Below are 20659 nucleotides of genomic sequence, written 5' to 3'. Positions count from 1 at the left end.
CAGGCAGACTGCCATGCCATGCAACCCGGCCCCGACACCATCGACGACGATCATCTGATGAGTGCCTATGCGCGCGGCGACGCGGCCGCCTTCGAAGCCCTGTACAGCCGCCACCAGGCCGGGCTGTACCGCTTCGTGCGCCGGCTGCTCGGCAGCGCGCTCGCAGCGCAGGCCGACGAGGTCTTCCAGGACACCTGGCTGCGCGTCGTCAACGCCCGCGCCAGCTGGCAACCGCAGGGCGCGAGCTTTCGCACCTGGCTGTTCACGCTGGCGCACCACCGCGTGATCGACGTGTGGCGGCGCAGCGGCCGCGAGGTGTCGATCACGACCGATGACGACGACGCGCCTTGGGAGCCCGACGCGGCGAACGGCGTGCCGTGGCAGCAGTGGCCGGCGCCGCAGGGTGAGGACATCGCGTTCTGGCGCCGCGCCGGCGAGCGCCTGCTGGCCTGCCTGGAGGAGCTGCCGCTGCCGCAGCGCAGCGCCTTCCTGCTGCACCACGACGACGAGCTGCCGCTGGCCGACGTGGCACGCACGCTGGAGGTCGGCTTCGAGACCGCGAAGACGCGGCTGCGCTATGCGATGAGCAAGCTGCGCAGTTGCATGGGCGCGTACCTCGCGCCGCTGAACGGCACGGAGGCTTCGCGATGAGCGACCCGGCAGGCACCGAGCACGACGTCGAACGCGACCGCCACCTGCGGCAGGCGCTGCGCCATGCGCCGGATGCCGACGCCGCGGCGCCGGCGGCGCTGCGCGACCTGATCCTGCGAGAGGCGCAGGCGAAGGCGCGCGAGGGCCGCCAGGCGGCGGCAGCGGCACCGTCGTGGCCACGGCGGCTGTGGCAGTGGATCGGCAGCCCGCGCTTTGCCGGTGCGCTGGCCGGTGTCGTGGTGATCGGTTTCGCCGGCCTGCTGTGGCGCGAGCGCCCGCCGGAAGAGGCCCTGCCGCCGCGCGCCGCGGTGCAGGCGCCGGCCGCACCGGCCGCTGAGCCGGCATCCCCGGCGCTGGAGAAGAAGAAGGACGCCGACGCATCGATCGCGGGGGCGGCCGCGCCGGCACCCGCGCCATCGGTGCGCACCGAAAAGCCGAAGCAGCCGCCCGCAGCGCCACGGCAGGCGCAAGACGCCCCGCGTCGCGACACGGCCACCGACCCGCGCATCGTGGCCGAGGAATCGACGCTGCAGATGCCGCGACCGACGGCGCCAGCACCGGCACCCGCGCCGGCCGCAGCCCCGCCTGCGCCGCCGCCTGCCGCCGCGGCCGGCGCCCTGAGCGAACGCAGCCGCGACGAGAGCCGCGAGCGCAGCGACGACACCGCCGATCGCCGGGTGCGCGTCGCCCCGGCCAAGGCGGCCGCACCGGCCTCGCTGTCCGTGGTCCCCGACGCGGCCGCGCCGGCCGGCTTGAAGGCCGGCGCGGCCGGCGGTCCGGCCATCGCGCAGTTGCGCCAGCAGATCGCCGGCGACGCGACGCACTGGTACTGGCAGCGCCCCGGCGGCCCGCAGCACCCGTTCGACAACGCCGTGAGCCAGTGGCTCGGCCGCCTGGACGCCGCATCGCGAGGACGCTGGCAGAGCCTCGGCAACGTCCGCCCGGCGCCGGGCACCGAGCTGCAGCTGCTGCGCGACGGCGAGGTCACGCAACGCCTGCAGATCGCCGACGATGCGTTGGTGTGGGAGCGGCGCGATGTCGGCGAGACATGGCACGCGCCGCTGGATGCGGCGACGCTCGCAGCGCTGCGGCAGGCGCTGGAAGCGGCGACGCCCTGACGGGCGGCAGATCTGCCCGCATCCCCGGATCGGCGGTGAACCTGGACCACCGCATGAAACCTTGGGCCTTTATGATGTCCGGTTTCGTGCCTGCGACCCGATGCCCGCGCCCCGACCTCCCGCTCCTCCTGTTCCGGCCACTCCTGCCGCGACCACGCCCCCCACGGACGCCTCGATCGAGCAGCCGCTGATCCGCGTGCGCGGCGCCCGCACGCACAACCTGAAGAACATCGACCTCGACATCCCGCGCAACAAGCTGGTGGTGATCACCGGGCTGAGCGGCTCGGGCAAGTCGAGCCTCGCGTTCGACACGCTGTATGCCGAGGGCCACCGGCGCTACGTCGAGAGCCTGAGCGCCTATGCGCGCCAGTTCCTGCAGCTGATGGACAAGCCCGACGTCGACGTGATCGAGGGGCTGAGCCCGGCGATCAGCATCGAGCAGAAGGCGACCAGCCACAACCCGCGCTCCACCGTCGGCACCGTCACCGAGATCCACGACTACCTGCGCCTGCTGTATGCGCGCGCCGGCACGCCGTTCTGCCCCGACCACCACGTGCCGCTGCAGGCGCAGAGCGTCAGCCAGATGGTCGACACCGTGCTCGCGCTGCCCGAAGAGACCAGGCTGATGGTGCTGGCGCCGGTGGTGCGCGACCGCAAGGGCGAGTTCACCGACCTGTTCGCCGAGATGCAGGCCCAGGGCTACGTGCGCTTCCGCATCGACGGCCAGACGCACGAGGCCGCCGAGCTGCCGAAGCTGAAGAAGGCCGAGAAGCACGACATCGACGTCGTGATCGACCGCGTGAAGGTGCAGCCCGACGCCGCCGCCAGCGGGCTGCGCCAGCGCCTGGCCGAAAGCTTCGAGGCCGCGCTGCGCATCGCGCAGGGCCGCGCGATGGCACTCGAGATGGACCATGGCCGCGAGCACCTGTTCTCCAGCAAGTTCGCCTGCCCGATCTGCAGCTACTCGCTGAGCGAGCTGGAGCCGCGGCTGTTCTCGTTCAACTCGCCGGTCGGCGCGTGCCCGAGCTGCGACGGGCTGGGCCTGGTGACCGCGTTCGACCCGGAGCGCGTCGTCGCCTTCCCGTCGCTGAGCCTGGCCAGCGGCGCGGTCAAGGGCTGGGACCGCCGCAACGGCTACACCTTCTCGCTGCTCGAGAGCGTCGCCAAGCACTACAAGTTCGACATCGACCAGCCGTTCGAGGACCTGCCGAAACAGGGGCAGCAGGTGCTGCTGTACGGCTCCGGCGACGAGGACATCGCGTTCGTCTACGAAGGCGAAGGCAGCGGCAGCGCGAAGGGCAAGCCGCGCAGCGTCAAGCGCATGCACCCGTTCGAAGGGATCATCCCGACCTTCGAGCGGCGCTACAAGGAAACCGACTCCGCCGCGGTGCGCGAGGACCTGGCCCGCTACCAAGCCGCCCGCCCCTGCCCCGACTGCGAAGGCACGCGGCTGCGGCGCGAGGCGCGCAACGTGTTCCTGCAGGGTGAAGACGACCACGCGGGCAGCGACGCCGGCAACAAGAAGGGCGAGCCGATCTACCGCGTCGAGCACTTCACGCTGCGCGAATGCCTGCACTACTTCGGCAGCCTGCGGCTGCGCGGAGCCAAGGCCGAGATCGCCGACAAGGTGGTGCGCGAGATCCGCTCGCGGTTGAAGTTCCTGAACGACGTCGGGCTGAACTACCTGAGCCTGGACCGCAGCGCCGACACCCTGTCGGGCGGCGAGGCGCAGCGCATCCGGCTGGCCAGCCAGATCGGCTCGGGGCTGACCGGCGTGATGTACGTGCTCGACGAGCCGAGCATCGGCCTGCACCAGCGCGACAACGACCGCCTGATCGGAACGCTGCGCGACCTGCGCGACATCGGCAACAGCGTGCTGGTGGTCGAGCATGACGAAGACGCGATCCGCGCCGCCGACCACGTGATCGACATGGGCCCGGGCGCCGGCGTGCACGGCGGCCACGTGATCGCGCAGGGCACGCCCGACGCGGTGGCGGCCAGCGCCGATTCGCTGACCGGCCGCTACCTGTCGCGCACGCTGCGCATCGCGGTGCCGGCCAGGCGCCACCGGTTGCAGGACCGCAAGGACGACGACGCCGGGCCGCAGTCGCTGCGCATCGTCAACGCGCGCGGCAACAACCTCAAGGGCGTGACGGTCGAGATCCCGGTCGGGTTGCTGACCTGCGTGACCGGCGTGTCCGGCTCGGGCAAGAGCACGCTGGTCAACGACACCTTGTATGCCGCGGTCGCGCGCAAGCTGTACGGCAGCCATGCCGAGCCGGAGGCGCACGACAGCATCGACGGGCTCGACGTGTTCGACAAGGTCATCAATGTCGACCAGAGCCCGATCGGCCGCACGCCGCGCAGCAACCCGGCCACCTACACCGGGTTGTTCACGCCGATCCGCGAGTTGTTCGCCGAAATGAACACCGCGAAGGAGCGCGGCTACGGCGCCGGTCGCTTCAGCTTCAACGTGGCCGGCGGCCGCTGCGAGGCCTGCCAGGGCGACGGCGTGCTGAAGGTCGAGATGCACTTCCTGCCCGACGTCTACGTGCCCTGCGACGTGTGCCACGGCAAGCGCTACAACCGCGAGACGCTGGAGGTGCTCTACAAGGGCCGCAACATCACCGAGGTGCTGGAGATGACGGTGGAGGACGCGCATGCGTACTTCAACGCGGTGCCCAACATCGCGCGCAAGCTGCAGACGCTGCTCGACGTCGGCCTCGGCTACGTGCGGCTCGGCCAGAGCGCAACCACGCTGTCGGGCGGCGAGGCGCAACGCGTCAAGCTGGCGCTGGAGCTGTCCAAGCGCGACACCGGTCGCACGCTGTACATCCTCGACGAGCCGACCACCGGGCTGCATTTCGCCGACATCGACCTGCTGCTGCGGGTGCTGCACCAGTTGCGCGACGCCGGCAACACCATCGTCGTGATCGAGCACAACCTGGACGTCATCAAGACCGCCGACTGGCTCATCGACATGGGTCCCGAGGGCGGCGCCGGGGGCGGCACGGTGGTGGCGAGCGGCACGCCGGAAGACATAGCAGCAAACCCGGCCAGCTTCACCGGGCAGTACCTGAAGCCCCTGCTGGCCGAGTGACGGGAACACCCGCAGCAACGGCGTCACCGGACGTGGCTAGACTGCAGCCCTTCCCGAGGAGCCTGCCGTGAGCCTGACTGTCGACTACTACCTGTCCCCGCACTCGCCCTATACCTACCTGGGCCACCAGCGCTTCTGCGAGATCGCGGCGGCCGCGGGTGCCAAGGTCAACGTGCTGCCGGTCGACCTGGGCGGCAAGGTGTTCCCGGTGTCGGGCGGCCTGCCGCTCGCCAAGCGGGCACCGCAGCGCCAGGCGTACCGCCTGGTCGAGCTGAAGCGCTTCAGCGCCTGGCTGAACCAGCCGATCAACCTGCAGCCGAAGTACTTCCCGGTCAACAGCGACGATGCCTCGCAGTTGATCATCGCGGTCGACATGAAGGACGGCACGGAGGCGGCGTTGCGCATCACGACGGCGGTGCTGCGGGCGGTGTGGGTCGAGGAGCGCAACATCGCCGACCTGGCAGTGCTGCAGGCGATCGTGAACGAGCAGGGCCTGCCGGCGCAGCGCATGGACGATGCGCACTCGCAGGCGGTGCACGAACGCTACGAACAGGATTCGGAAGCGGCGATCAATGCCGGCGTGTTCGGTGCGCCGAGCTACGTGATCGACGGCGAGATCTTCTGGGGACAGGACCGGCTCGATTTCGTGCAGCGGCGGCTCCAGCAGGGCTGAGCGTCCGTCAGGCGTGCGCGGGCCGAGCGCCGGACCGCTCCCGAGCAGGCCCGCCGTTCCCTCGGGGACCGCCCGGCGTACCCGCCGGGCGAGGGGTCGTCATTGACGGACCGCGCTGCCTTCGGCGTCCGACGCATCGGTGACCCAGTTGCCCTGGATCAACTCCTCGACGTTCGGCTGCAGCAGCAGCGCGATCAACGCGACCAGGAGACCGACCGCCGTGACGACGGTGATGGTTGCAGCGATGAAGAAGCTCATGGCGGGGGTCTCCGGTCCACGGGATCACATGTTGTACTTGGCCTTCGCGCTGTTCACGCAAGCTGTCTTCGCGTCGCCGGCCAGCGAGTCGCACTTCTCGGCTTCAGCCTTGTAGGCCGCCGTCTTCTTGTCGTCGGTGGCTTCGGCGTTGGCCTTCTTGGTGTCGCGCTCGGCCTTCGCATCGGCCTTGGCCTTGGTCTCGGCGGCCTTGGCTTCCTTCACGCAGACGTCCTTCTCGTTGCCGGCCTTGTCGTCGCAGCGTTCCTTCGCGAGCTTGTACTCGGCCTCGGCGATGTCTTCCTTCGCCTTGTAGGTCGCCTTCGCGGTGCCCTTGTAGTCGGCCTCGGCCATCGCCTCGGTCTTCACGCGGGCCGCCTTCGCTTCGGCCACGCAGATGTCCTTGGCGTTGCCCGACATCGATTCGCACTGCTTGTGCGCCGCTTCATAAGTCGATTTCGCCGAGGCCTTGGCCTGGTCGTAGGCGGTCTTGTCGGCGGCGAAGGCGCCGGTGCCGAACACCAGGGCGGCGACGGCGGCGGTGATGCACGACAGCGATTGTTGCTTGGTCATCTTGATATCTCCTCGACAGGGAATGGCCTGAAGCCGGTGCCGCAAGCTTAGGCAGGGCGCCCTCCGCGGTCTGCCGGACAAACCAAGATGCGGGTGTGGGAGATGCCCTACAGCCGTGCACGAGGGTGGCGTGACAAGCTGCCGACGATGGCGCCGCGCGGGTTGACGCGCCTTGAGTGCCGCACGGCGCTGCCCGACAATCCCGGCCATGCACCCTCCTTCGCCCGACCTGGAGCGCGCGCGCCTGCTGGATTTCGCGCGCGCCTCGGGCGATTGGATGTGGGAGACCGATGCGCAGTTGCGCTACACCTGGGTCTCGGGTGCGTTCGAGGCCATCACCGGGCTGCCGCCGCAGTCGATCATCGGCCAGCAGATCGCCGATTCGCCGCTGCTCGACGAGCTCGCCCACCCGCTGCCCGGCGGTCGCAGCTTTCACCAGCTGCTGCAGGAGCACCGGCCGATCACCCGCGTGCTGACCGACAAGCACACCGGCCGCGGCGTGCTGCAGATCTCGCGCAGCGCAGTGCCGGTGTTCGATGCGCAGGGGCAGTTCTCCGGCTACCGCGGCACCGCACGCGACGTGTCGATGCACATCGCCGCCGAGCGCCAGGCGCATGCGCAGGCCGAGCTGCTGCGCAAGCTGTCGTCGCAGGTGCCGGGCGTGATCTTCCAGTTCCAGCTGCACCCCGACGGCACGGTCAGCTACCCCTACGCGAGCGATGCCTCGCGCGAGCTGTTCGGCGTGGAGCCGCCGCACGACGGCAATGGCGGCGACCCGACCGTGCCGTTCCGGCTGCTGCACCCGGACGACCAGCGCGGCTATCTCGACAGCATCGAGGCCTCGGCACGCACGTTGTCGCCCTGGCAGCGCAGCTACCGCATCGTGCGCGACGACGGCAGCGTGCGCTGGATGGAGACGCGCGCGACGCCCGAGCGGCTGGCCGACGGCTCGACGCTGTGGCACGGCTTCACCGCCGACACCACCGCGCAGAAGCAGGCCGAGATCGCGCTGCGCGGCAGCGAGGAGCGCTGGAGCATGGCCGCCGAGGCAGCGGGCATCGGCGTGGCGCAGTACGCGCTGGCGAGCGGCGAAGTCAGCTTCGACCGGCGCGCCTGCGCGAACCACGGCCAGCCGTGGCCGCTGGCGCACTACACGCTGCGCGATTTCATGGCCGCGGTGCACCCCGACGACCGGGCGGCGACCGAGGCCGCAGTGCAGCGCGCGCTGGCCACCGACGGCCGGCTGGAGACCCGCTACCGGCTGCTGCGGCCCGACGAGTTGCCGGCCACGCTCGAGCTCTTCGCGCGCTGCACGCACGATGCCGCCGGCCGCGTCGACGGGCTGGTCGGCACCTGCCGCGACATCACGCAGCAGGCCGCGCTGGAACAACTGCGCCGCGACAAGCAGGCCGCCGAGCAGGCGAACCGCGCGAAGAGCGAGTTCCTGTCGCGCGTGAGCCATGAGCTGCGCACGCCGCTGAACGGCATCCTCGGCTTCGCGCAGCTGATGTCGCTGGACCGGCTGCACCCGCTCGCGCCCGACCAGCGGCGCCGCATCGACAGCGTGATGCACGCCGGCCGCCACCTGCTGGAACTGATCAACGACGTGCTGAACCTGGCGCGCATCGAGCAGGAGGATTTCTCGCTGAAGCCGGCGCCGGTCGACCTCGTCGCCGCGGCCGGCAGCTGCCTCGCGATGATCCAGCCGCTGGCCGACAACGCCGGCATCCGGCTGCTCGCACCGCAGTGTCCGGGCGGCTGCTGGGCGACCGCCGATGCGCGCGCGGTCGAGCAGGTGCTGTTGAACCTGCTGTCGAACGCGATCAAGTACAACCGCCCCGGCGGCACCGTGGAGCTCGCGCTGCAGCACGACGGCGAACGCGTCGCGGTGGCGGTGCGCGACGAGGGCGAGGGGCTGTCGACCGCGCAGCAGCTGCAGCTGTTCCAGCCGTTCAACCGGCTCGGCGCCGATCAGCGCCGCATCGAAGGCAGCGGCCTGGGCCTCGTGATCGCACGCACGCTGGCGGCCGCGATGCAGGGCGAGCTGCTGTTGCGCAGCACGCCGGGCGAGGGCTCGACCTTCACGCTGCTGCTGCCGGCCGGCCGTGCCATGCCGGGGCCCGGTGCCGCCGCGCCGCCGGCCACGCCCGCGGCGGCACCCGCCGCGGCGCAGAAGCACGTGCTGTACATCGAGGACGAGCCGCTGAACGTGATGCTGATGCAGGAGGTCTTCAAGGGCCGCCCGCAGTGGCGGCTGAGCGTCGCCAACGACGGCGCCGCCGGCTTCAAGGCAGCGCGCGAGCAGGCTCCGGACCTGCTGCTGATCGACATGAACCTGCCGGACACCGGCGGCATCGCGCTGATCCGCCAGCTGCGCACCGATGCGCGCACCGCCGGCCTGCGCTGCATCGCGCTGTCGGCCGACGCGATGCAGCCGCAGATCGACGCTGCGCTCGCGGCCGGTTTCGACGACTACTGGACCAAGCCGATCAACGTGGCGCGCGTGCTGGATGCCGTGGCCAAGGCAATGGCGTCTGGATGAGATCGAAGCCCCGGGCCGAGGGGTCGTCATTCACCATGAAAAAAACCGGCGCATGCGCCGGTTTTTTGAGGTGAACGGAACCTGATTACTTCAGGTGGCCGTTGATCAGCTTGGTCATCTCGAACATCGAGACCTGGGCCTTCTTGAAGATTTCCTTCAGCTTGGCGTCGGCGTTGATCATCGTGCGCTTGGCCTTGTCCTGCAGGTCGTTCTTCTTGATGTACTCCCACACCTTCTTGGTCACTTCCGTGCGCGGCAGCGGGTTGGCGCCGATCACGGCAGCCAGCGTCGGGCTCGGGGTCATGGCCTTCATGAAGGCAGCGTTCGGGGTGCGCTTCTTGGCCGGAGCGGCCTTCTTCGCGGCGGCCTTCTTGGCCGGCGCTGCCTTCTTGGCGGGAGCGGCCTTCTTGGCCGGGGCGGCCTTCTTGGCCGCTACCTTCTTCGCGGGTGCAGCCTTCTTGGCCGGTGCCGCTTTCTTTGCAGGAGCCGCTTTCCGAGCGGGCGGTTTCGCAGTTGCCATGTTGAATTTCTCCATCAATAACGTTGTTGATGTGCCCGGGTTGGGTGAGAGCCGCATGAGCTCTCGGTTCTCCAGGTCCACGTGCGGAGCGAATACTACTGCGAGAGTGCTGCATTGAGAAGCAGTTTTCATAGGTGAAACACGCATTCATGCGCCTTCGCGCGATGTTTTGTCGCCTGTGAGCCTCATCTGCGTGCTCCCGAGGTGCTCGACACGTGCCGTCGAGGGGCATTCGCGCTGCGCATCGAACGCTCGCAGAATGCGTGTCGACGGCCTCGCATGGTGCGTCGCCGTTCTCTGTCGAAGGAGACGAACGATGGGCAAGAAGATCCTGATGCTGGTCGGCGACTACGCCGAGGACTACGAGACCATGGTGCCGTTCCAGGCGCTGCAGATGGTCGGCCACACGGTGCATGCGGCCTGTCCGGACAAGCAGGCCGGCGATTTCGTGATGACCGCGGTGCACGATTTCGAGGGCCAGCAGACCTACTCCGAGAAGCCCGGCCACCGCTTCACGCTGAACGCGACGTTCGCATCGGTGAAGGGCGAGGACTACGACGCGCTCTTGATTCCGGGCGGCCGCGCGCCGGAGTACCTGCGCATGAACAAGCAGGTAATCGCGCTGGTGCAGCACTTCTCGCGCGCCGACAAGCCGATTGCCGCGGTGTGCCACGGCGCGCAGCTGCTCGCGGCGGCCGGTGTGATCCGTGGCAAGCGCGTGTCCGCCTACCCCGCATGCGCGGCCGAGGTGGAGCTGGCGGGTGCGAGCTATGCGGCCATCGAGGTCGACCAGGCGGTGACCGACGGCAAGCTCGTCACCGCACCGGCCTGGCCGGCGCACGCGGCCTGGCTGTCGCAGTTCCTCGCGGTGCTCGGCACGCGCATCGAGAATTGAGCCCCCCTGTCGCTGCGCTCCTGCCCCCAAGGGGCGCCGCCCCTCGGCCCGGCGGAGCCGGATCCTGGGGCGTGGCTTGATGATCGCTTCGCTGCGCTTGCTCCGGGCTGGCGGGGCGATGATTCAATAGACGTCGCGGCGGTAGCGGCCGGCGTCGGCCAGCGCCGCGAGCTGCGCCGCGCCGAGCACCTGCGCGAGTGCGTCGTCGACGCCGGCGGCCATGCCGGCCAGGCTGCCGCACACGTAGATCGCGGCGCCGCCGGCCACCCAGTCGCGCAGCCGCTCGGCTTCTTCCAGCACGCGGTGCTGAACATGGCGGCGCGCCGGCTGGTCGCGCGAGAACACCCGGTCGACCTGCGCGAGCACGCCGTCGGCCCGCCAGCGTTCGGTGTCGGCCGCGTAATGCGCGTCATGCGCCGCCTGGCGCTCGCCGAACAACAGCCAGCAGGCCGCCGGTGCCGGCTGGGCCGCGCGGGCCATCAGGTGGGCGCGCAGGCCCGCCAGGCCGGTACCGTTGCCGATCAGCACCAGCGGGCGCGCCGCGTTGTCGCCGATGCGGAAACTGCCGTGCGCGCGCAGCCGCAGCGGCACCCGATCGCCCGGCTGCAGCTGCGCGGTCAGCCAGCCCGACGCGACGCCGAGGCTGCCATCCGCATGCCGCTCCTGCCGCACCATCAGGTGCAGCCGGCCCGCCGAAGGCACCGACGCGATCGTGTACTCCCGCGGCCGCTGCGGGTCGGCCGGCGCCTGCACCTGCACCAGGTCGCCGGCCTGCCACGCGGGCAGCGGCGTGCCGTCGGCCGGCTCCAGTTCCAGGTGACAGACCGGCGCGGCGCTGCTGCCGTCGTTCAGCACATGCCGTGCAACCAGCCGCCAGTCGTCGAAGCCGGGGGCCTGCCAGTCGGGCAGGTCGACGGTGCCGGCGAGGTGGGCGACCTGCTGCTGCCACTGCTTCAGCGCCGCCGCATCCTCGTTGTCGAGTTCGATGCGCTCGAACAGCGGCGTCGCGCCCTGCACCTGCAGCCAGCCGTCGAGCCGGCGGCCGAAGGCGCAGAACTGCGCATAGCTGCGGTCGCCGAGCGCCAGCACCGCATGGTGCAGCCGCGGCAGCGGCTGGCCGCCGTCGGCCATGTGGCGCGCGAAGGCCGAGGCCGCATCTGGCGCGTCGCCCTCGCCGTAGGTGCTGACGATGAACAGCGCCCGCTCGGTGCGCGCGAGCTCGTCGGGCCGCAATTCGCCGAGCGGCAGCAGCCGCACCGGCACGCCGGCGGTGTGCAGCAGCCGCGCGCTCTGCCACGCGAGCTGTTCGGCGAAGCCGGTCTGGCTCGCGAACGCGACCAGCACCGGCGCGGCGCTCGCGTCGGCATGGTCGAGCGCGGCGGCGTCGCGCGATGCCGCGCCGCGCCGGCGTCGTTCGCGCCAGGCGATGAAGGCGCAGAACGCGAGGTAGGCGAGCGCCACCGCGGCCGCCGCCAGCGCGCGCGAGGTCGGGTTCATGCGCGCGACGTCACGCCAGCGCCGCGAAGGCCGGCGTGACGTGTTCGTCGAGCCCGCCGTCGGCGCGCCGCGTGACGATCAAGGCCGCGATGCCGCGCTGCGCGGCCCACGGCAGGCCGGCCTGCGGTCCCATCACCGTCAGCGCCGTCGACAGCGCATCCGCACGCATGCACGACGCGTCGAGCACCGTCACGACCGCCACGCCGTGGTTTATCGGCCGGCCGGTGCGCGGGTCGATCGTGTGCGGGTAGCGGCGGTCATCGTGCGTGAAGAAGCGCCGGTGGTCGCCCGAGGTCGCGACGGCGAGGCCGTGCAGCGCAATCCGCGTCGAGATCGGCGTCGGCGTCGATCCGGAATCGGCATCGAGTTGCCATGCGCCGTCTTGCCAGCACGGTACCGGTTCCAGCGCGACCCACCACGGCTGCCCGTCGGGCTTGACGCCCTCGCCGCGCAGCTCGCCGCCGACCTCGACCAGCACGTCGTCGAGCCCGAATGCACGCGCGAGCCGCTGCACGACGCGATCGACCGCATGGCCTTTCGCAATCGCCGACAGGTCCAGCCGCAGGCCGCCGGGTTGCCGCACGCCACGCAGGCCGGTCTGCAGCCGCGGCCAGCCGCTGACGGCCCGCGCCGCCTGCACCGCCACCTCGCCGGGCGGCATGAAACCGGGCTCGTCGTGGCGCTGCCGCGGCCCGAAGCCCCAGGCGTCGACCAGCGCGCCGGCGGTCGGGTCGTAGGCGCCGTCGCTGTCGCGCGCGACCTGCATCGCCTCATCCAGCACCTCGGCAAAGGCCTCGGGCAACGTGTGCCAGCTGCCGGCCGGCGCCCGGTTGAAGCGGCTGATGTCCGAGCCCGCTTCCCATGGGCTCATCTGCGCGACGACGAGGTCCAGCTCCTGCTGGATCGCCTGCGCCACCCGCGCGAGGTCGAGGGCGCGCGGGCCGGCGACGCGCACCGACCAACTCGTGCCCATCGTGACGCCCTGCAGCGCGTGCACCTGCGCGCCGAGCGCCGGCGCACGGGTCGCGATGCGCTGCGGGACCAGCACCCGCACCGTCTGCATCGTCGCCTTTACTGCGGCAGCACTTCGACCGTCGCGCTGGCGTTCACGCGGCGCGTCGGCGGCGTGCCTTCGGCCGCGCGCACGCTGTGGCTGACGCCGATCCAGTAGCGCCCGGCCTCCGGCCACTTGACGCTGAACTGGCCTTGCGCGTCGGTCTTCAGCGCGATCTCGCCGAGCTTGTAGCGGTAGCGGTTGCCGCCGCGCAGGATCGTCACGTCGAGGTTGGCAGCGGGCTTGCCGTCGAGCAGCACGCGGAAGCTGGAGCTGTCGCCGGCGCTCAGGTCGGTCGGCGCGGTCAGCGGGATGAACTCGAGGCCGCTGCCTTGCGGTGCGAAGGCCTTGTCGGTGGCCGGCTTGTCGCCCTGCTCGCCCTTCGCGTCATTGCTGACCCAGGTCTCGACCCGGCTCTGCATGCGCGTGACCTGCAGCTCCTTCGCGTCGGCCGGGATCTCCTTGGCCATCGCCTCGGCGGCACCGCGCCAGCGCTTCGGCTCGCCGTTCAGCTTGTAGTTCGCGAACACGCTCTCGCTGCTGTTGACGATGCGGTAGGTGCCCGGCTGCGCGAGCCTCACGTCGAAGCTGCTGCGGCGGCGCGCGGTGCTGAGGTTCTCGGGCGTGACCAGGCTGCCGTCGGGCGCGACGACGCTGAGCTTGTCCAGCGCCAACGCGTTGGTGTCGTACTCGAACAGGTCTTCGGAGACCGCGGCGTCGACCGTGACGGCGGCGTCGCGGCCGCTGACGACGGTGGCCGACGGCACCAGCCAGGTGCGATGCGCCTGCGCGGCACCGGGCAGCAGCGTGGCCGACGCGACCGCGGCAAGCAGCGCGAGGTTCATTCGATGAAGGGTCTTCATGCGCGGCTCCTCAGGGTTTCAGTTCGAGCGCCACGGCGCCGAGCTCATGCTCGCCCTGCGCCTTCGCGGTCTGCGGCGCCTTCACCGGCCAGTCGAACGGCAGGCGCACCACCTCGCGGCCGCCGTTCTCGCGCGCCGCCTCGACCACCAGCTGGTAGTTGCCCGGCGGCAGCGCGGCCAGCCCCTTCGCGGCCGACAGGCCGATCACATGCTCGCCCGGCGCGCGGGTCGCCGCGGTGACGCCGTCGATCGGCGTCTGCAGCTCGCGCCCGCTCTTGCGCCACCAGGTGCGCATGTCCTTCAGCCACTTCGCGCCGCCGTTGTCGCGCTTCTTCAGGTCGTACCAGAGCGCGACGTTGGACGCGAAGCCCTGGTCCGACGCCTTCTCGACCCACACCGCCACATAGGGCTTGTGGTACTCGGCCACGCTCAGCTGCGGCAGCTCCAGCTTCAGGGTCGCATCGGCCGCGAAGGCCGGCGCGGCCAGCGCGGCGGCCGCGCCCATCGCCATCGAATAGCTCAGTTTCATCGGGGTCCTTCTGCAAATCAGTGGATGAACAGGATCGCCAGCAGCAGCGGCAGCACCAGGCCGCCGGCCACCACCGGCCAGGTGCTCGGGCGCTTGGCGGCATGCATCTTCAGGATGAACAGCCCGGTCACCGAGAACACCAGGCACGACGCGGCGAACACGTCGATGAACCAGCTCCAGGCGGTGCCGGTGTGGCGGCCCTTGTGCAGGTCGTTCAGGTACGAGATCCAGCCGCGGTCGGTGCGCTCGTAGTCCAGCGCGCCGGCGGCGCGGTCGATGCGCAGCCAGGCGTCGCCGCCGGGGCGCGGCAGCGACAGGTAGATCTCTTCGGCCGACCATTCGGCCGCGCGGCCGGCCACCTCGATGGCGAGCGATTGCTCGACCCAGGCGGCCAGCGCCGGCGGCAGCGGCTGCTTGTCGTCTGCCGGCGTCGCGGTGACCAGCGGCAGCAGCGCCGGCGGCACCTGTGCCGCGCGCTTCGCGACCTGCGGCCTCGCTTCGATCTGCGAGGCATGGTTCAGCGTGAAACCGGTGACGGTGAACAGCAGCAGGCCGACCAGGCTCAGCGCCGAGCTGATCCAGTGCCACTGGTGCAGCGTCTTCAGCCAGTAGGCGCGCTGCGGCGCGGGGGCCGTCGCATGCTTCGCCGGTGCTGCGGAGTCCATCAGACCTCGGACCACATCCGCAGCAGGTTGTGATAGTGGCCGGTCAGCGCGAGCAGCTCGGCGGTGTCGCCATGGCGCTCGCGCAGCCGCTGGATCGCCTGGTCGAGCTCGAACAGCATGCCGCGCTGCGCGTCGTCGCGCACTAGGCTCTGCAGCCAGAAGAACGAGCAGACGCGCGCGCCGCGCGTGACCGGCAGCACGCGGTGCAGGCTGCTCGACGGGTAGAGGACCAGGTCGCCGGCCGGCAGCTTGACCTCGTGCGCGCCGTAGGTGTCCATCACCTCCAGCTCGCCGCCGTCGTAGTCGCCCGGTTCGCTCAGGAACAGCGTGCACGACAGGTCGGTGCGCAGCCGCAGGCTCGTGCCCGGCACGCCGCGCACCGCGCCGTCGACGTGCAGGCCGTACTGCTCGCCGCCTTCGTAGCGGTTGAACAGCGGCGGCACGTAGCGCAGCGGCAGCGCGGCCGAGACGAACAGCGGATTCGCCTCCAGCGCCTTCAGGATGACGGCGCCGAAGCGCTGCGTCAGCGGCCCGGCCTCGGGCAGCTGGCGGTTGCGCTTGACCTGCGCACCCTGCGCACCGACCGTCTCTCGGCCGTCGTTCCAGTCGGCCGCATCGACGGCCTCGCGGATCTCGGCGACCTGGGACGGCGTCAGCACGCCGGGCACGTGGAGCATCATGACGATCAGTACCTGAAGTTGGCGCTCAGCAGTGCGTTGCGCGGTTCGCCCGGCTTGTAGCGCGAGCCGCCATTGTTGACCGATGCGACGTACTCCTTGTCGAACAGGTTGTTGACGTTCAGCTGCAGCGAGACGTTCTTGCTGAGGTCGTACGCCACCATCGCATCAGCCACCGTGTACGACTCGGTGTTGATCAGGTTGGGCGTGGTGCCGGGGGCGAGGTTGCTGGTGCGCGCGACGGTGTCGACATAGCGCACGCCGCCGCCGACGGTCAGCTTGTCGAGCGCCTTGTACGAGGCCCACGAGCTGAAGGTCACCTTCGGCGAGTAGACGATCAGGCCGCCGTTGTTCGCGCTGGTGCCGGCCGGCACGCCGCGGATGATCTTCGGGTCCATGTAGGCCACGCCCGCGCTCAGGTTCAACGCCGGCGTCACCTGGCCGACCAGGCCGAGCTCGACACCGTCGACGCGGCGCTTGCCGACCTGGGTGAAGGTCGGCACCGGGGCACCGTCGGAGACCAGCTCGTTCTTGTTCTCGCTGCGGTAGATCGCCGCGGTGGCCGCCAGCTTGCCGCCGAACAGGTCCCACTTGGTGCCGAGCTCGATGTTGCTGCCTTCCTGCGGATCGGTGCTCGGGCTCGCCTGGTTGGTGCTCGAGACGTTCAGCGAAAAGTTCGCGCCGCCCGGCGGCTGGTAGGAATTCGACACCGTCAGGTAGACGCTGCCGTCCTGCGTCGGCTTGAACAGCGCGCCGGCCTTCCAGCTCAGCAGGTTGTCGGTCAGCCCGAGCGGCGGGTTCTGCACCAGCACCGCCGGCGTCGCGTTGTTGAGGGCGGCGCTGTTCGTCTCGGTGTGGAACTTCTCCCAGCGCAGGCCGCCGTTGAGCAGCCACTGCTCCGAGAATTTCAGCGTGTCGAACGCATAGGCGGCCGCGCTCAGCGTGCTGCCCTTGGTGTACGCGCCGTTGCTGACCAGCGGCTGGAATGCGTCGCCGGTGCTCGGGTGGTACAGGTTGGCCGCCTTCTGGGTGCCGCTGACCACCAGGTTCTGCTGGTTCTGGCGCTCGTAGATGAACTCGAAGCCGGTCGACAGCGAATGCCCGATGCCGCCGGTCTTGAACTCGGTGCTCAGGTTGGTCTGGTTGGTCAGGATCTCGTTGGTCTGGTGGCGGCCCTGGCGGGTGCGCGCGACGGTCCAGGTGGCGGGGTCGGTGCCGGTGGGCGAGGTCACGGCATTGACGCCGGTCAGCACGAAGTCCTGCTCGGTGTGGCCCAGGCGCGTCGTGTTGCGCAGCGTGGTGCCGGCCGACAGGTCGTGCTCGATGCGCGCGGTGAACATGTGCAGCGTGACGTCGTCGAAATCGTCGGTCGACCCGTAGAAGTTCTTCGAGTCGACCGGCGCGCCGGTCTGCATGTTCGCCGCTGGCTTCCAGTCCGACACGCCGAAGGTCGACACGCCGCCGTCCGGCACGTTCTTCTGGTCGACGTACAGGTAGTTGAAGGTCGTGCGCGTCGGCGTGCCGAGGCCCAGTACCAGCGACGGCGCGAAGCCGAAGCGCTTGCTCTTGACCTCGTCGCGGCCGGGCGTGCCGTAGTCCTGCGCGAGCACGTTCAGGCGCAGCGCCGAGCCCGGGATGCCGAGGTCCAGCGGCCGGTTCAGGTCGGCCGTGGCGCGCACGCGGCTGGCGGTGCCGACCGTCAGCGTGCCGTTGTCGAAGGCCTCGCGGCCGGCGGTCTTCGACACCAGGTTGACGTAGCCCGACGACGCGCCGCGGCCGTTGTCGGACCCCGACGGGCCCTTGATCACCTCGACCTGCTCGACGTTGAACACGTCGCGCGAGATGTTGCCCAGGTCGCGGATGCCGTCGACGAAGATGCTGTTCGTCGTGTCGAAGCCGCGCATGAAGATCGAGTCGCCGGTCGTGGTGTTGCCGTTCTCGCCGAGCTGCATCGTGATGCCCGGGGTGTTGCGCAGCGCCTCGGCCAGCGTGGTCGCGACCTGCTGCTGCAGCACTTCCTTCTTGATCACCGTGATGGTCTGCGGCGTGTCGAGCAGCGGCTGCGTGAACTTCGGGCTCGACGCGTTGTCGGCCTTGAACTCGCTGCCGGACTGGCCGGTGACGCGCAGCGCGGGCAGCGTGGTTTCGGGGGCGTCGGGCTTCTTCGGGGCGTCGGCGACCGCTGCGGTCTGCGCGGCGACCGGCAGCGCGACGGCCATCAGGCCGATCTGGGCCAACGCGGATGTCTTGCTCGCCGCGTGCTTGCGGCTCTTGATGTAGGCCAAGGGGTGCTCCTGGTGGGGTTTGTTGTTGTCGTGGCTCGCGCGGTGGCTGGCGGGGACAGGGGATTCGTGAAAACGGGGATTCGTAAAAACAGCCGGCCCGAGACCGGCGCCGGCTGGATGGAGAAATCGGTCGGTTCAGTGCCTCAGCGCGTGCCAGCCCGCGACGCCGGTCGGCAGGCCGAGCGCGGCCCACGACAGCGCGTCCCACGCGCCGTCGCCCAGCAGCGCAGACAGCAGCCCGACGGCGCTCAGCACCGCCAGTGCCACCGGCCAGCCCCACAGCCGCAGCGTTGCGCGGTCGTTCATGGCTGCGCCGCTTCCGGCTCGCTGACGAAGCCGACCTTCGTCAGGCCGGCCTTCGATGCATCGGCCAGCGTCTGCGCCACATAGCGGTACGCCACCGCCTGGTCGGCGCGCAGGTGGATCTCGGGCTGCGGCTGCTTGCCGCTTTCGGCGGCGAAGCGCTTGCGCGCCTCGGGGCGGGTGACGAGCTCGCCGTTCCAGTACAGCAGGCCGCCGGCGTCGATCGCAAACTCGACCTTGTCGGCCGGCGACTGGTTGACCTGCGAGCTCGCCTTCGGCAGCTCCAGCTTGACGGCATTGGTCAGCAGCGGCGCGGTGATGATGAAGATCACCAGCAGCACCAGCATCACGTCGATCAGCGGGACCATGTTGATCTCCGCCATCGGCGCGCCGGCGTTCTTCGAATCGAAACTGGCGAATGCCATGGCTTGCGGTCTCGCGTCAGGCGGCGACCGGCCGCGAGGCCAGTGCGCGCACGTTGGCCGGCTGGGCGGCTTCGTTGCCGAGCGGCTGGCCCATCGACACGAAGGTGTGCAGCTCGTACGCGAAGGCATCGAGCTTGGACGACATCACGCGGTTGGCGCGTGTCAGCCAGTTGTAGCCCATCACCGCGGGGATCGCGACCGCGAGGCCCAGGCCGGTCATGATCAGCGCCTCGCCGACCGGGCCGGCGACCTTGTCCAGCGTGCCGGCGCCGCTCATGCCGATCGCGACCAGCGCGTGGTAGACGCCCCAGACGGTGCCGAACAGCCCGACGAAAGGCGCGGTGGCGCCGACGGTGGCCAGCATCGCGAGGCCGTTCTCGAGCCGCGTGGTTTCTTCGTCGAGCACCTTCTTGATGGTGCGCGTGACGAATTCGCCCGAGGTGCCGGCCTCTTCGAGCTTGGCGGCGCCGTACTTCGCATGGTGGGCCTGCGCATGCATTGCATGGCTGGTCAGGTGCGAGAACGGGTCGTGCACGCCGTGCGTGGTGATCTCGTTGGCGACGGCCTCGAGCGAGGTCGCGTTCCAGAAGAAATTCAGGAAGCTCTGGCTGTGGCGGCGGCGCGAGACCAGCGACAGGCCCTTGATCACGATGATCACCCAGGACGCGATCGACATCAGCACCAGGATGCCGAGCAGCGTCTTGCCCACCGCATCGCTTTGCGCGATGAAGTGGCCGAATCCCAAGCCAGCGTCTGCATTCACGGTCATTTCTCCATATCGAAATTCAACGGGATCAGGGCCCAGCCCGCGCTCGGGCGGCCATTCTCGGTGTAGGGCTCGAAGCGGAACCTGCGCACCGCGTCGATGGCGGCCTCGTCGAGCCGCGGGTAGCCGGACGACTTGCCGACCTGCACCGACTGCGGCAGGCCGCCCTCGTCGATCCAGACGCGCACGACGACGCTGCCGGCTTCCTTCAGGCGCTTCGACGCGCGCGGGTACTCGGGCGGCTCAGCCTTCAGGTAGCGCACCGCGGAAGCCGGGATCTGCTTCGGCGGGGCCGGTGGCGCAGGCGGCGCGGGAGGTGCCTCGACCGCGACCGGCGCGGGCGGCGGCGGCAGCTCGACCGGCGGCGGCGGCGCGACGAACGCGGCCGGCGCGGGTGATGGCGCGGCGGTGACCAGTGGCGTCGGCGGCGGCGGTGTGCGGGTCACCGGCCTGACCGGCGGCGGCGGGGGAGCCGGCGGCGTCGGCGGGGCCGGCGGCGCGATCAGGTCGACGAAGATCGGCGCGGCCTGCACCACCGCCTCGCGCACCGCAGGCACCTGCAGGATGGCCCAGCCGGCGCCGAGGTGGATCGCCGCGATGGCCGCGACCACGCCCCGCAATTGCGCCCGCGACAGCCCGTCGCTGCGCACCGGCCGCCGGCTGAGCGGCGGCAACGGCGAAGGCGTCGCGGAGACGGGAACGGCGGGCATGGTGTGTTGCGAAGAACGGTACGGCGAAGGACAACTTCAAACTGCTTCAAAAACTTTAACACAAACGAGAACGATTCTCATTGATTGGCGTCAAGCGACGTTGTCCGGACGGCATGCGGTCCATTGCGCGAGGGTTTGCCAGTGGGTCATCTGCACCGATTGAGCGGTTCAGGGCGCGGCATCCCGAGGGCACGATCCTGGATCGCAGAGACTGACGCAATGAACCGCAGAATCTTCGCCGCAGCCCTGCTGATGGTGGTCATGCCGCCGTGGGCCGCGCCTGCACTTGGCCATGGCTCGTGCCTGGCCGGGCTGTGCATTGAAGACAAGTCGGCCGCCGTCGTGGAACGGCTGGGGCCGCCGTATCGCATTGACGACTTGAAGGAACTGGAGCGTCGCAATCACGCCGTGACGGGACGGCGCAAGCGGTCCGACTTCGGCGAGATGGCGTATGTCCATGCCGACCCGGCGACGCTCAGATTCCTTTTCGTCTTTCTCGAGAAGGGCATCGTCAAGACACTGCGGTTTGCCGAGACGGAGTGACGGCGGAAATGAAGA

Annotated in this window: 21 protein-coding genes; 7 read left to right on the top strand and 14 right to left on the bottom strand. The window is 70.2% G+C overall.

From position 1 onward, the window contains the following. Nucleotides 1-18 precede the first annotated feature (18 nt). The 4 genes from FHT26_RS11925 to FHT26_RS11910 all read left to right on the top strand — a co-directional run bounded on the left by FHT26_RS11925 (nt 19) and on the right by FHT26_RS11910 (nt 5542). Entirely contained in the window at nt 19-651 is a 633-nt protein-coding gene (locus tag FHT26_RS11925; RefSeq protein WP_168560350.1) for a sigma-70 family RNA polymerase sigma factor, read from the top strand. Beyond that, entirely contained in the window at nt 648-1769 is a 1122-nt protein-coding gene (locus FHT26_RS11920) for a hypothetical protein (protein WP_168560349.1), read from the top strand. The genes FHT26_RS11925 and FHT26_RS11920 overlap by 4 nt, the downstream gene beginning before the upstream one ends. Nucleotides 1770-1869: 100 nt before the next feature. Further along, nucleotides 1870-4869, top strand: a complete 3000-nt coding sequence (gene uvrA, locus FHT26_RS11915) for an excinuclease ABC subunit UvrA (RefSeq protein ID WP_168560348.1) — start codon at nt 1870-1872, stop codon at nt 4867-4869. 67 nt (nt 4870-4936) lie between these two features. Continuing rightward, complete coding sequence (locus FHT26_RS11910) at nt 4937-5542, top strand: DsbA family protein (RefSeq protein ID WP_168560347.1); 606 nt, start codon at nt 4937-4939, stop codon at nt 5540-5542. A gap of 99 nt (nt 5543-5641) precedes the next feature. On the opposite strand, the gene FHT26_RS11905 is transcribed toward FHT26_RS11910, so the two are convergent. Together FHT26_RS11905 and FHT26_RS11900 are read right to left on the bottom strand one after the other, a co-directional pair. Next, nucleotides 5642-5800, bottom strand: coding sequence for a hypothetical protein (locus tag FHT26_RS11905; RefSeq protein WP_168560346.1), 159 nt, complete (start codon nt 5798-5800; stop codon nt 5642-5644). A gap of 24 nt (nt 5801-5824) precedes the next feature. Continuing rightward, on the bottom strand, nt 5825-6370 hold the full coding sequence (locus tag FHT26_RS11900) for a hypothetical protein (RefSeq protein WP_168560345.1): 546 nt from the start codon (nt 6368-6370) through the stop codon (nt 5825-5827). A 208-nt stretch (nt 6371-6578) separates the two neighbouring features. Here FHT26_RS11900 and FHT26_RS11895 point away from each other — a divergent pair, with 208 nt between their 5' ends. Then, the gene (locus FHT26_RS11895; RefSeq protein WP_168560344.1) at nt 6579-8912 is read left to right on the top strand and encodes an ATP-binding protein; all 2334 of its coding nucleotides are present in this window, start codon (nt 6579-6581) and stop codon (nt 8910-8912) included. A gap of 85 nt (nt 8913-8997) precedes the next feature. On the opposite strand, the gene FHT26_RS11890 is transcribed toward FHT26_RS11895, so the two are convergent. Beyond that, nucleotides 8998-9432 carry an SWIB/MDM2 domain-containing protein gene (locus FHT26_RS11890; RefSeq protein WP_073465225.1) on the bottom strand — a complete coding sequence of 145 codons (435 nt, stop codon included), beginning with the start codon at nt 9430-9432 and terminating at the stop codon, nt 8998-9000. A gap of 316 nt (nt 9433-9748) precedes the next feature. Between FHT26_RS11890 and FHT26_RS11885 the strand changes: the two genes are divergently transcribed. Continuing rightward, nucleotides 9749-10327: a DJ-1/PfpI family protein gene (locus FHT26_RS11885; RefSeq protein ID WP_168560343.1), complete on the top strand. Its 579-nt coding sequence runs from the start codon at nt 9749-9751 to the stop codon at nt 10325-10327. A 123-nt stretch (nt 10328-10450) separates the two neighbouring features. On the opposite strand, the gene FHT26_RS11880 is transcribed toward FHT26_RS11885, so the two are convergent. The 11 genes from FHT26_RS11880 to FHT26_RS11830 form a co-directional block, all read right to left on the bottom strand. Next, complete coding sequence (locus FHT26_RS11880) at nt 10451-11824, bottom strand: NADPH cytochrome P450 oxidoreductase family protein (protein ID WP_168560342.1); 1374 nt, start codon at nt 11822-11824, stop codon at nt 10451-10453. Between the two features lie 10 nt (nt 11825-11834). Beyond that, entirely contained in the window at nt 11835-12887 is a 1053-nt protein-coding gene (locus FHT26_RS11875) for an FAD:protein FMN transferase (RefSeq protein ID WP_168560341.1), read from the bottom strand. 8 nt (nt 12888-12895) lie between these two features. Further along, nucleotides 12896-13741: a DUF4198 domain-containing protein gene (locus tag FHT26_RS11870; protein WP_168560340.1), complete on the bottom strand. Its 846-nt coding sequence runs from the start codon at nt 13739-13741 to the stop codon at nt 12896-12898. Nucleotides 13742-13751: 10 nt separating this feature from the next. Beyond that, a complete protein-coding gene (locus FHT26_RS11865; protein WP_168560339.1) occupies nt 13752-14270 on the bottom strand; it encodes a DUF2271 domain-containing protein in 519 nt (172 codons plus the stop codon). Nucleotides 14271-14287: 17 nt separating this feature from the next. After that, nucleotides 14288-14935 carry a PepSY-associated TM helix domain-containing protein gene (locus FHT26_RS11860; RefSeq protein ID WP_168560338.1) on the bottom strand — a complete coding sequence of 216 codons (648 nt, stop codon included), beginning with the start codon at nt 14933-14935 and terminating at the stop codon, nt 14288-14290. After that, a complete protein-coding gene (locus FHT26_RS11855; RefSeq protein WP_168560337.1) occupies nt 14935-15615 on the bottom strand; it encodes a Fe2+-dependent dioxygenase in 681 nt (226 codons plus the stop codon). The genes FHT26_RS11860 and FHT26_RS11855 overlap by 1 nt, the downstream gene beginning before the upstream one ends. A gap of 5 nt (nt 15616-15620) precedes the next feature. After that, a complete protein-coding gene (locus FHT26_RS11850) occupies nt 15621-17897 on the bottom strand; it encodes a catecholate siderophore receptor Fiu (protein ID WP_168560336.1) in 2277 nt (758 codons plus the stop codon). Between the two features lie 135 nt (nt 17898-18032). Then, on the bottom strand, nt 18033-18203 hold the full coding sequence (locus FHT26_RS11845) for a hypothetical protein (protein WP_168560335.1): 171 nt from the start codon (nt 18201-18203) through the stop codon (nt 18033-18035). Further along, a complete protein-coding gene (locus tag FHT26_RS11840; RefSeq protein ID WP_168560334.1) occupies nt 18200-18625 on the bottom strand; it encodes an ExbD/TolR family protein in 426 nt (141 codons plus the stop codon). Before FHT26_RS11840 ends, FHT26_RS11845 begins: the two co-directional genes overlap by 4 nt. A 16-nt stretch (nt 18626-18641) precedes the next feature. Further along, entirely contained in the window at nt 18642-19394 is a 753-nt protein-coding gene (locus FHT26_RS11835) for a MotA/TolQ/ExbB proton channel family protein (RefSeq protein ID WP_168560333.1), read from the bottom strand. Continuing rightward, a complete protein-coding gene (locus tag FHT26_RS11830) occupies nt 19391-20101 on the bottom strand; it encodes an energy transducer TonB (RefSeq protein ID WP_168560332.1) in 711 nt (236 codons plus the stop codon). Before FHT26_RS11830 ends, FHT26_RS11835 begins: the two co-directional genes overlap by 4 nt. 219 nt (nt 20102-20320) lie before the next feature. On the opposite strand from FHT26_RS11830, the gene FHT26_RS11825 reads away from it, so the two are divergent. Beyond that, complete coding sequence (locus tag FHT26_RS11825; RefSeq protein ID WP_168560331.1) at nt 20321-20644, top strand: hypothetical protein; 324 nt, start codon at nt 20321-20323, stop codon at nt 20642-20644. Nucleotides 20645-20659 lie beyond the last annotated feature (15 nt).

The sequence above is a fragment of the Rhizobacter sp. SG703 genome, from assembly GCF_012275445.1.
Taxonomy (GTDB): domain Bacteria; phylum Pseudomonadota; class Gammaproteobacteria; order Burkholderiales; family Burkholderiaceae_C; genus Rhizobacter.
Note: the sequence above shows the minus strand (reverse complement) of the source record. Positions and strands in the feature narration are given on the sequence as shown.

What these genes read in the sequence shown, in the direction of transcription:
- FHT26_RS11925 (WP_168560350.1), top strand. Translation starts at nt 19, where the DNA reads ATGCAACCCGGCCCCGACACCATCGACGACGATCATCTGATGAGTGCC.
- FHT26_RS11920 (WP_168560349.1), top strand. Translation starts at nt 648, where the DNA reads ATGAGCGACCCGGCAGGCACCGAGCACGACGTCGAACGCGACCGCCAC.
- uvrA (WP_168560348.1), top strand. Translation starts at nt 1,870, where the DNA reads ATGCCCGCGCCCCGACCTCCCGCTCCTCCTGTTCCGGCCACTCCTGCC.
- FHT26_RS11905 (WP_168560346.1), bottom strand. Translation starts at nt 5,800, where the DNA reads ATGAGCTTCTTCATCGCTGCAACCATCACCGTCGTCACGGCGGTCGGT.
- FHT26_RS11900 (WP_168560345.1), bottom strand. Translation starts at nt 6,370, where the DNA reads ATGACCAAGCAACAATCGCTGTCGTGCATCACCGCCGCCGTCGCCGCC.
- FHT26_RS11895 (WP_168560344.1), top strand. Translation starts at nt 6,579, where the DNA reads ATGCACCCTCCTTCGCCCGACCTGGAGCGCGCGCGCCTGCTGGATTTC.
- FHT26_RS11890 (WP_073465225.1), bottom strand. Translation starts at nt 9,432, where the DNA reads ATGGCAACTGCGAAACCGCCCGCTCGGAAAGCGGCTCCTGCAAAGAAA.
- FHT26_RS11885 (WP_168560343.1), top strand. Translation starts at nt 9,749, where the DNA reads ATGGGCAAGAAGATCCTGATGCTGGTCGGCGACTACGCCGAGGACTAC.
- FHT26_RS11880 (WP_168560342.1), bottom strand. Translation starts at nt 11,824, where the DNA reads ATGAACCCGACCTCGCGCGCGCTGGCGGCGGCCGCGGTGGCGCTCGCC.
- FHT26_RS11875 (WP_168560341.1), bottom strand. Translation starts at nt 12,887, where the DNA reads ATGCAGACGGTGCGGGTGCTGGTCCCGCAGCGCATCGCGACCCGTGCG.
- FHT26_RS11870 (WP_168560340.1), bottom strand. Translation starts at nt 13,741, where the DNA reads ATGAAGACCCTTCATCGAATGAACCTCGCGCTGCTTGCCGCGGTCGCG.
- FHT26_RS11865 (WP_168560339.1), bottom strand. Translation starts at nt 14,270, where the DNA reads ATGAAACTGAGCTATTCGATGGCGATGGGCGCGGCCGCCGCGCTGGCC.
- FHT26_RS11860 (WP_168560338.1), bottom strand. Translation starts at nt 14,935, where the DNA reads ATGGACTCCGCAGCACCGGCGAAGCATGCGACGGCCCCCGCGCCGCAG.
- FHT26_RS11855 (WP_168560337.1), bottom strand. Translation starts at nt 15,615, where the DNA reads ATGATGCTCCACGTGCCCGGCGTGCTGACGCCGTCCCAGGTCGCCGAG.
- FHT26_RS11845 (WP_168560335.1), bottom strand. Translation starts at nt 18,203, where the DNA reads ATGAACGACCGCGCAACGCTGCGGCTGTGGGGCTGGCCGGTGGCACTG.
- FHT26_RS11840 (WP_168560334.1), bottom strand. Translation starts at nt 18,625, where the DNA reads ATGGCATTCGCCAGTTTCGATTCGAAGAACGCCGGCGCGCCGATGGCG.
- FHT26_RS11835 (WP_168560333.1), bottom strand. Translation starts at nt 19,394, where the DNA reads ATGACCGTGAATGCAGACGCTGGCTTGGGATTCGGCCACTTCATCGCG.
- FHT26_RS11830 (WP_168560332.1), bottom strand. Translation starts at nt 20,101, where the DNA reads ATGCCCGCCGTTCCCGTCTCCGCGACGCCTTCGCCGTTGCCGCCGCTC.
- FHT26_RS11825 (WP_168560331.1), top strand. Translation starts at nt 20,321, where the DNA reads ATGAACCGCAGAATCTTCGCCGCAGCCCTGCTGATGGTGGTCATGCCG.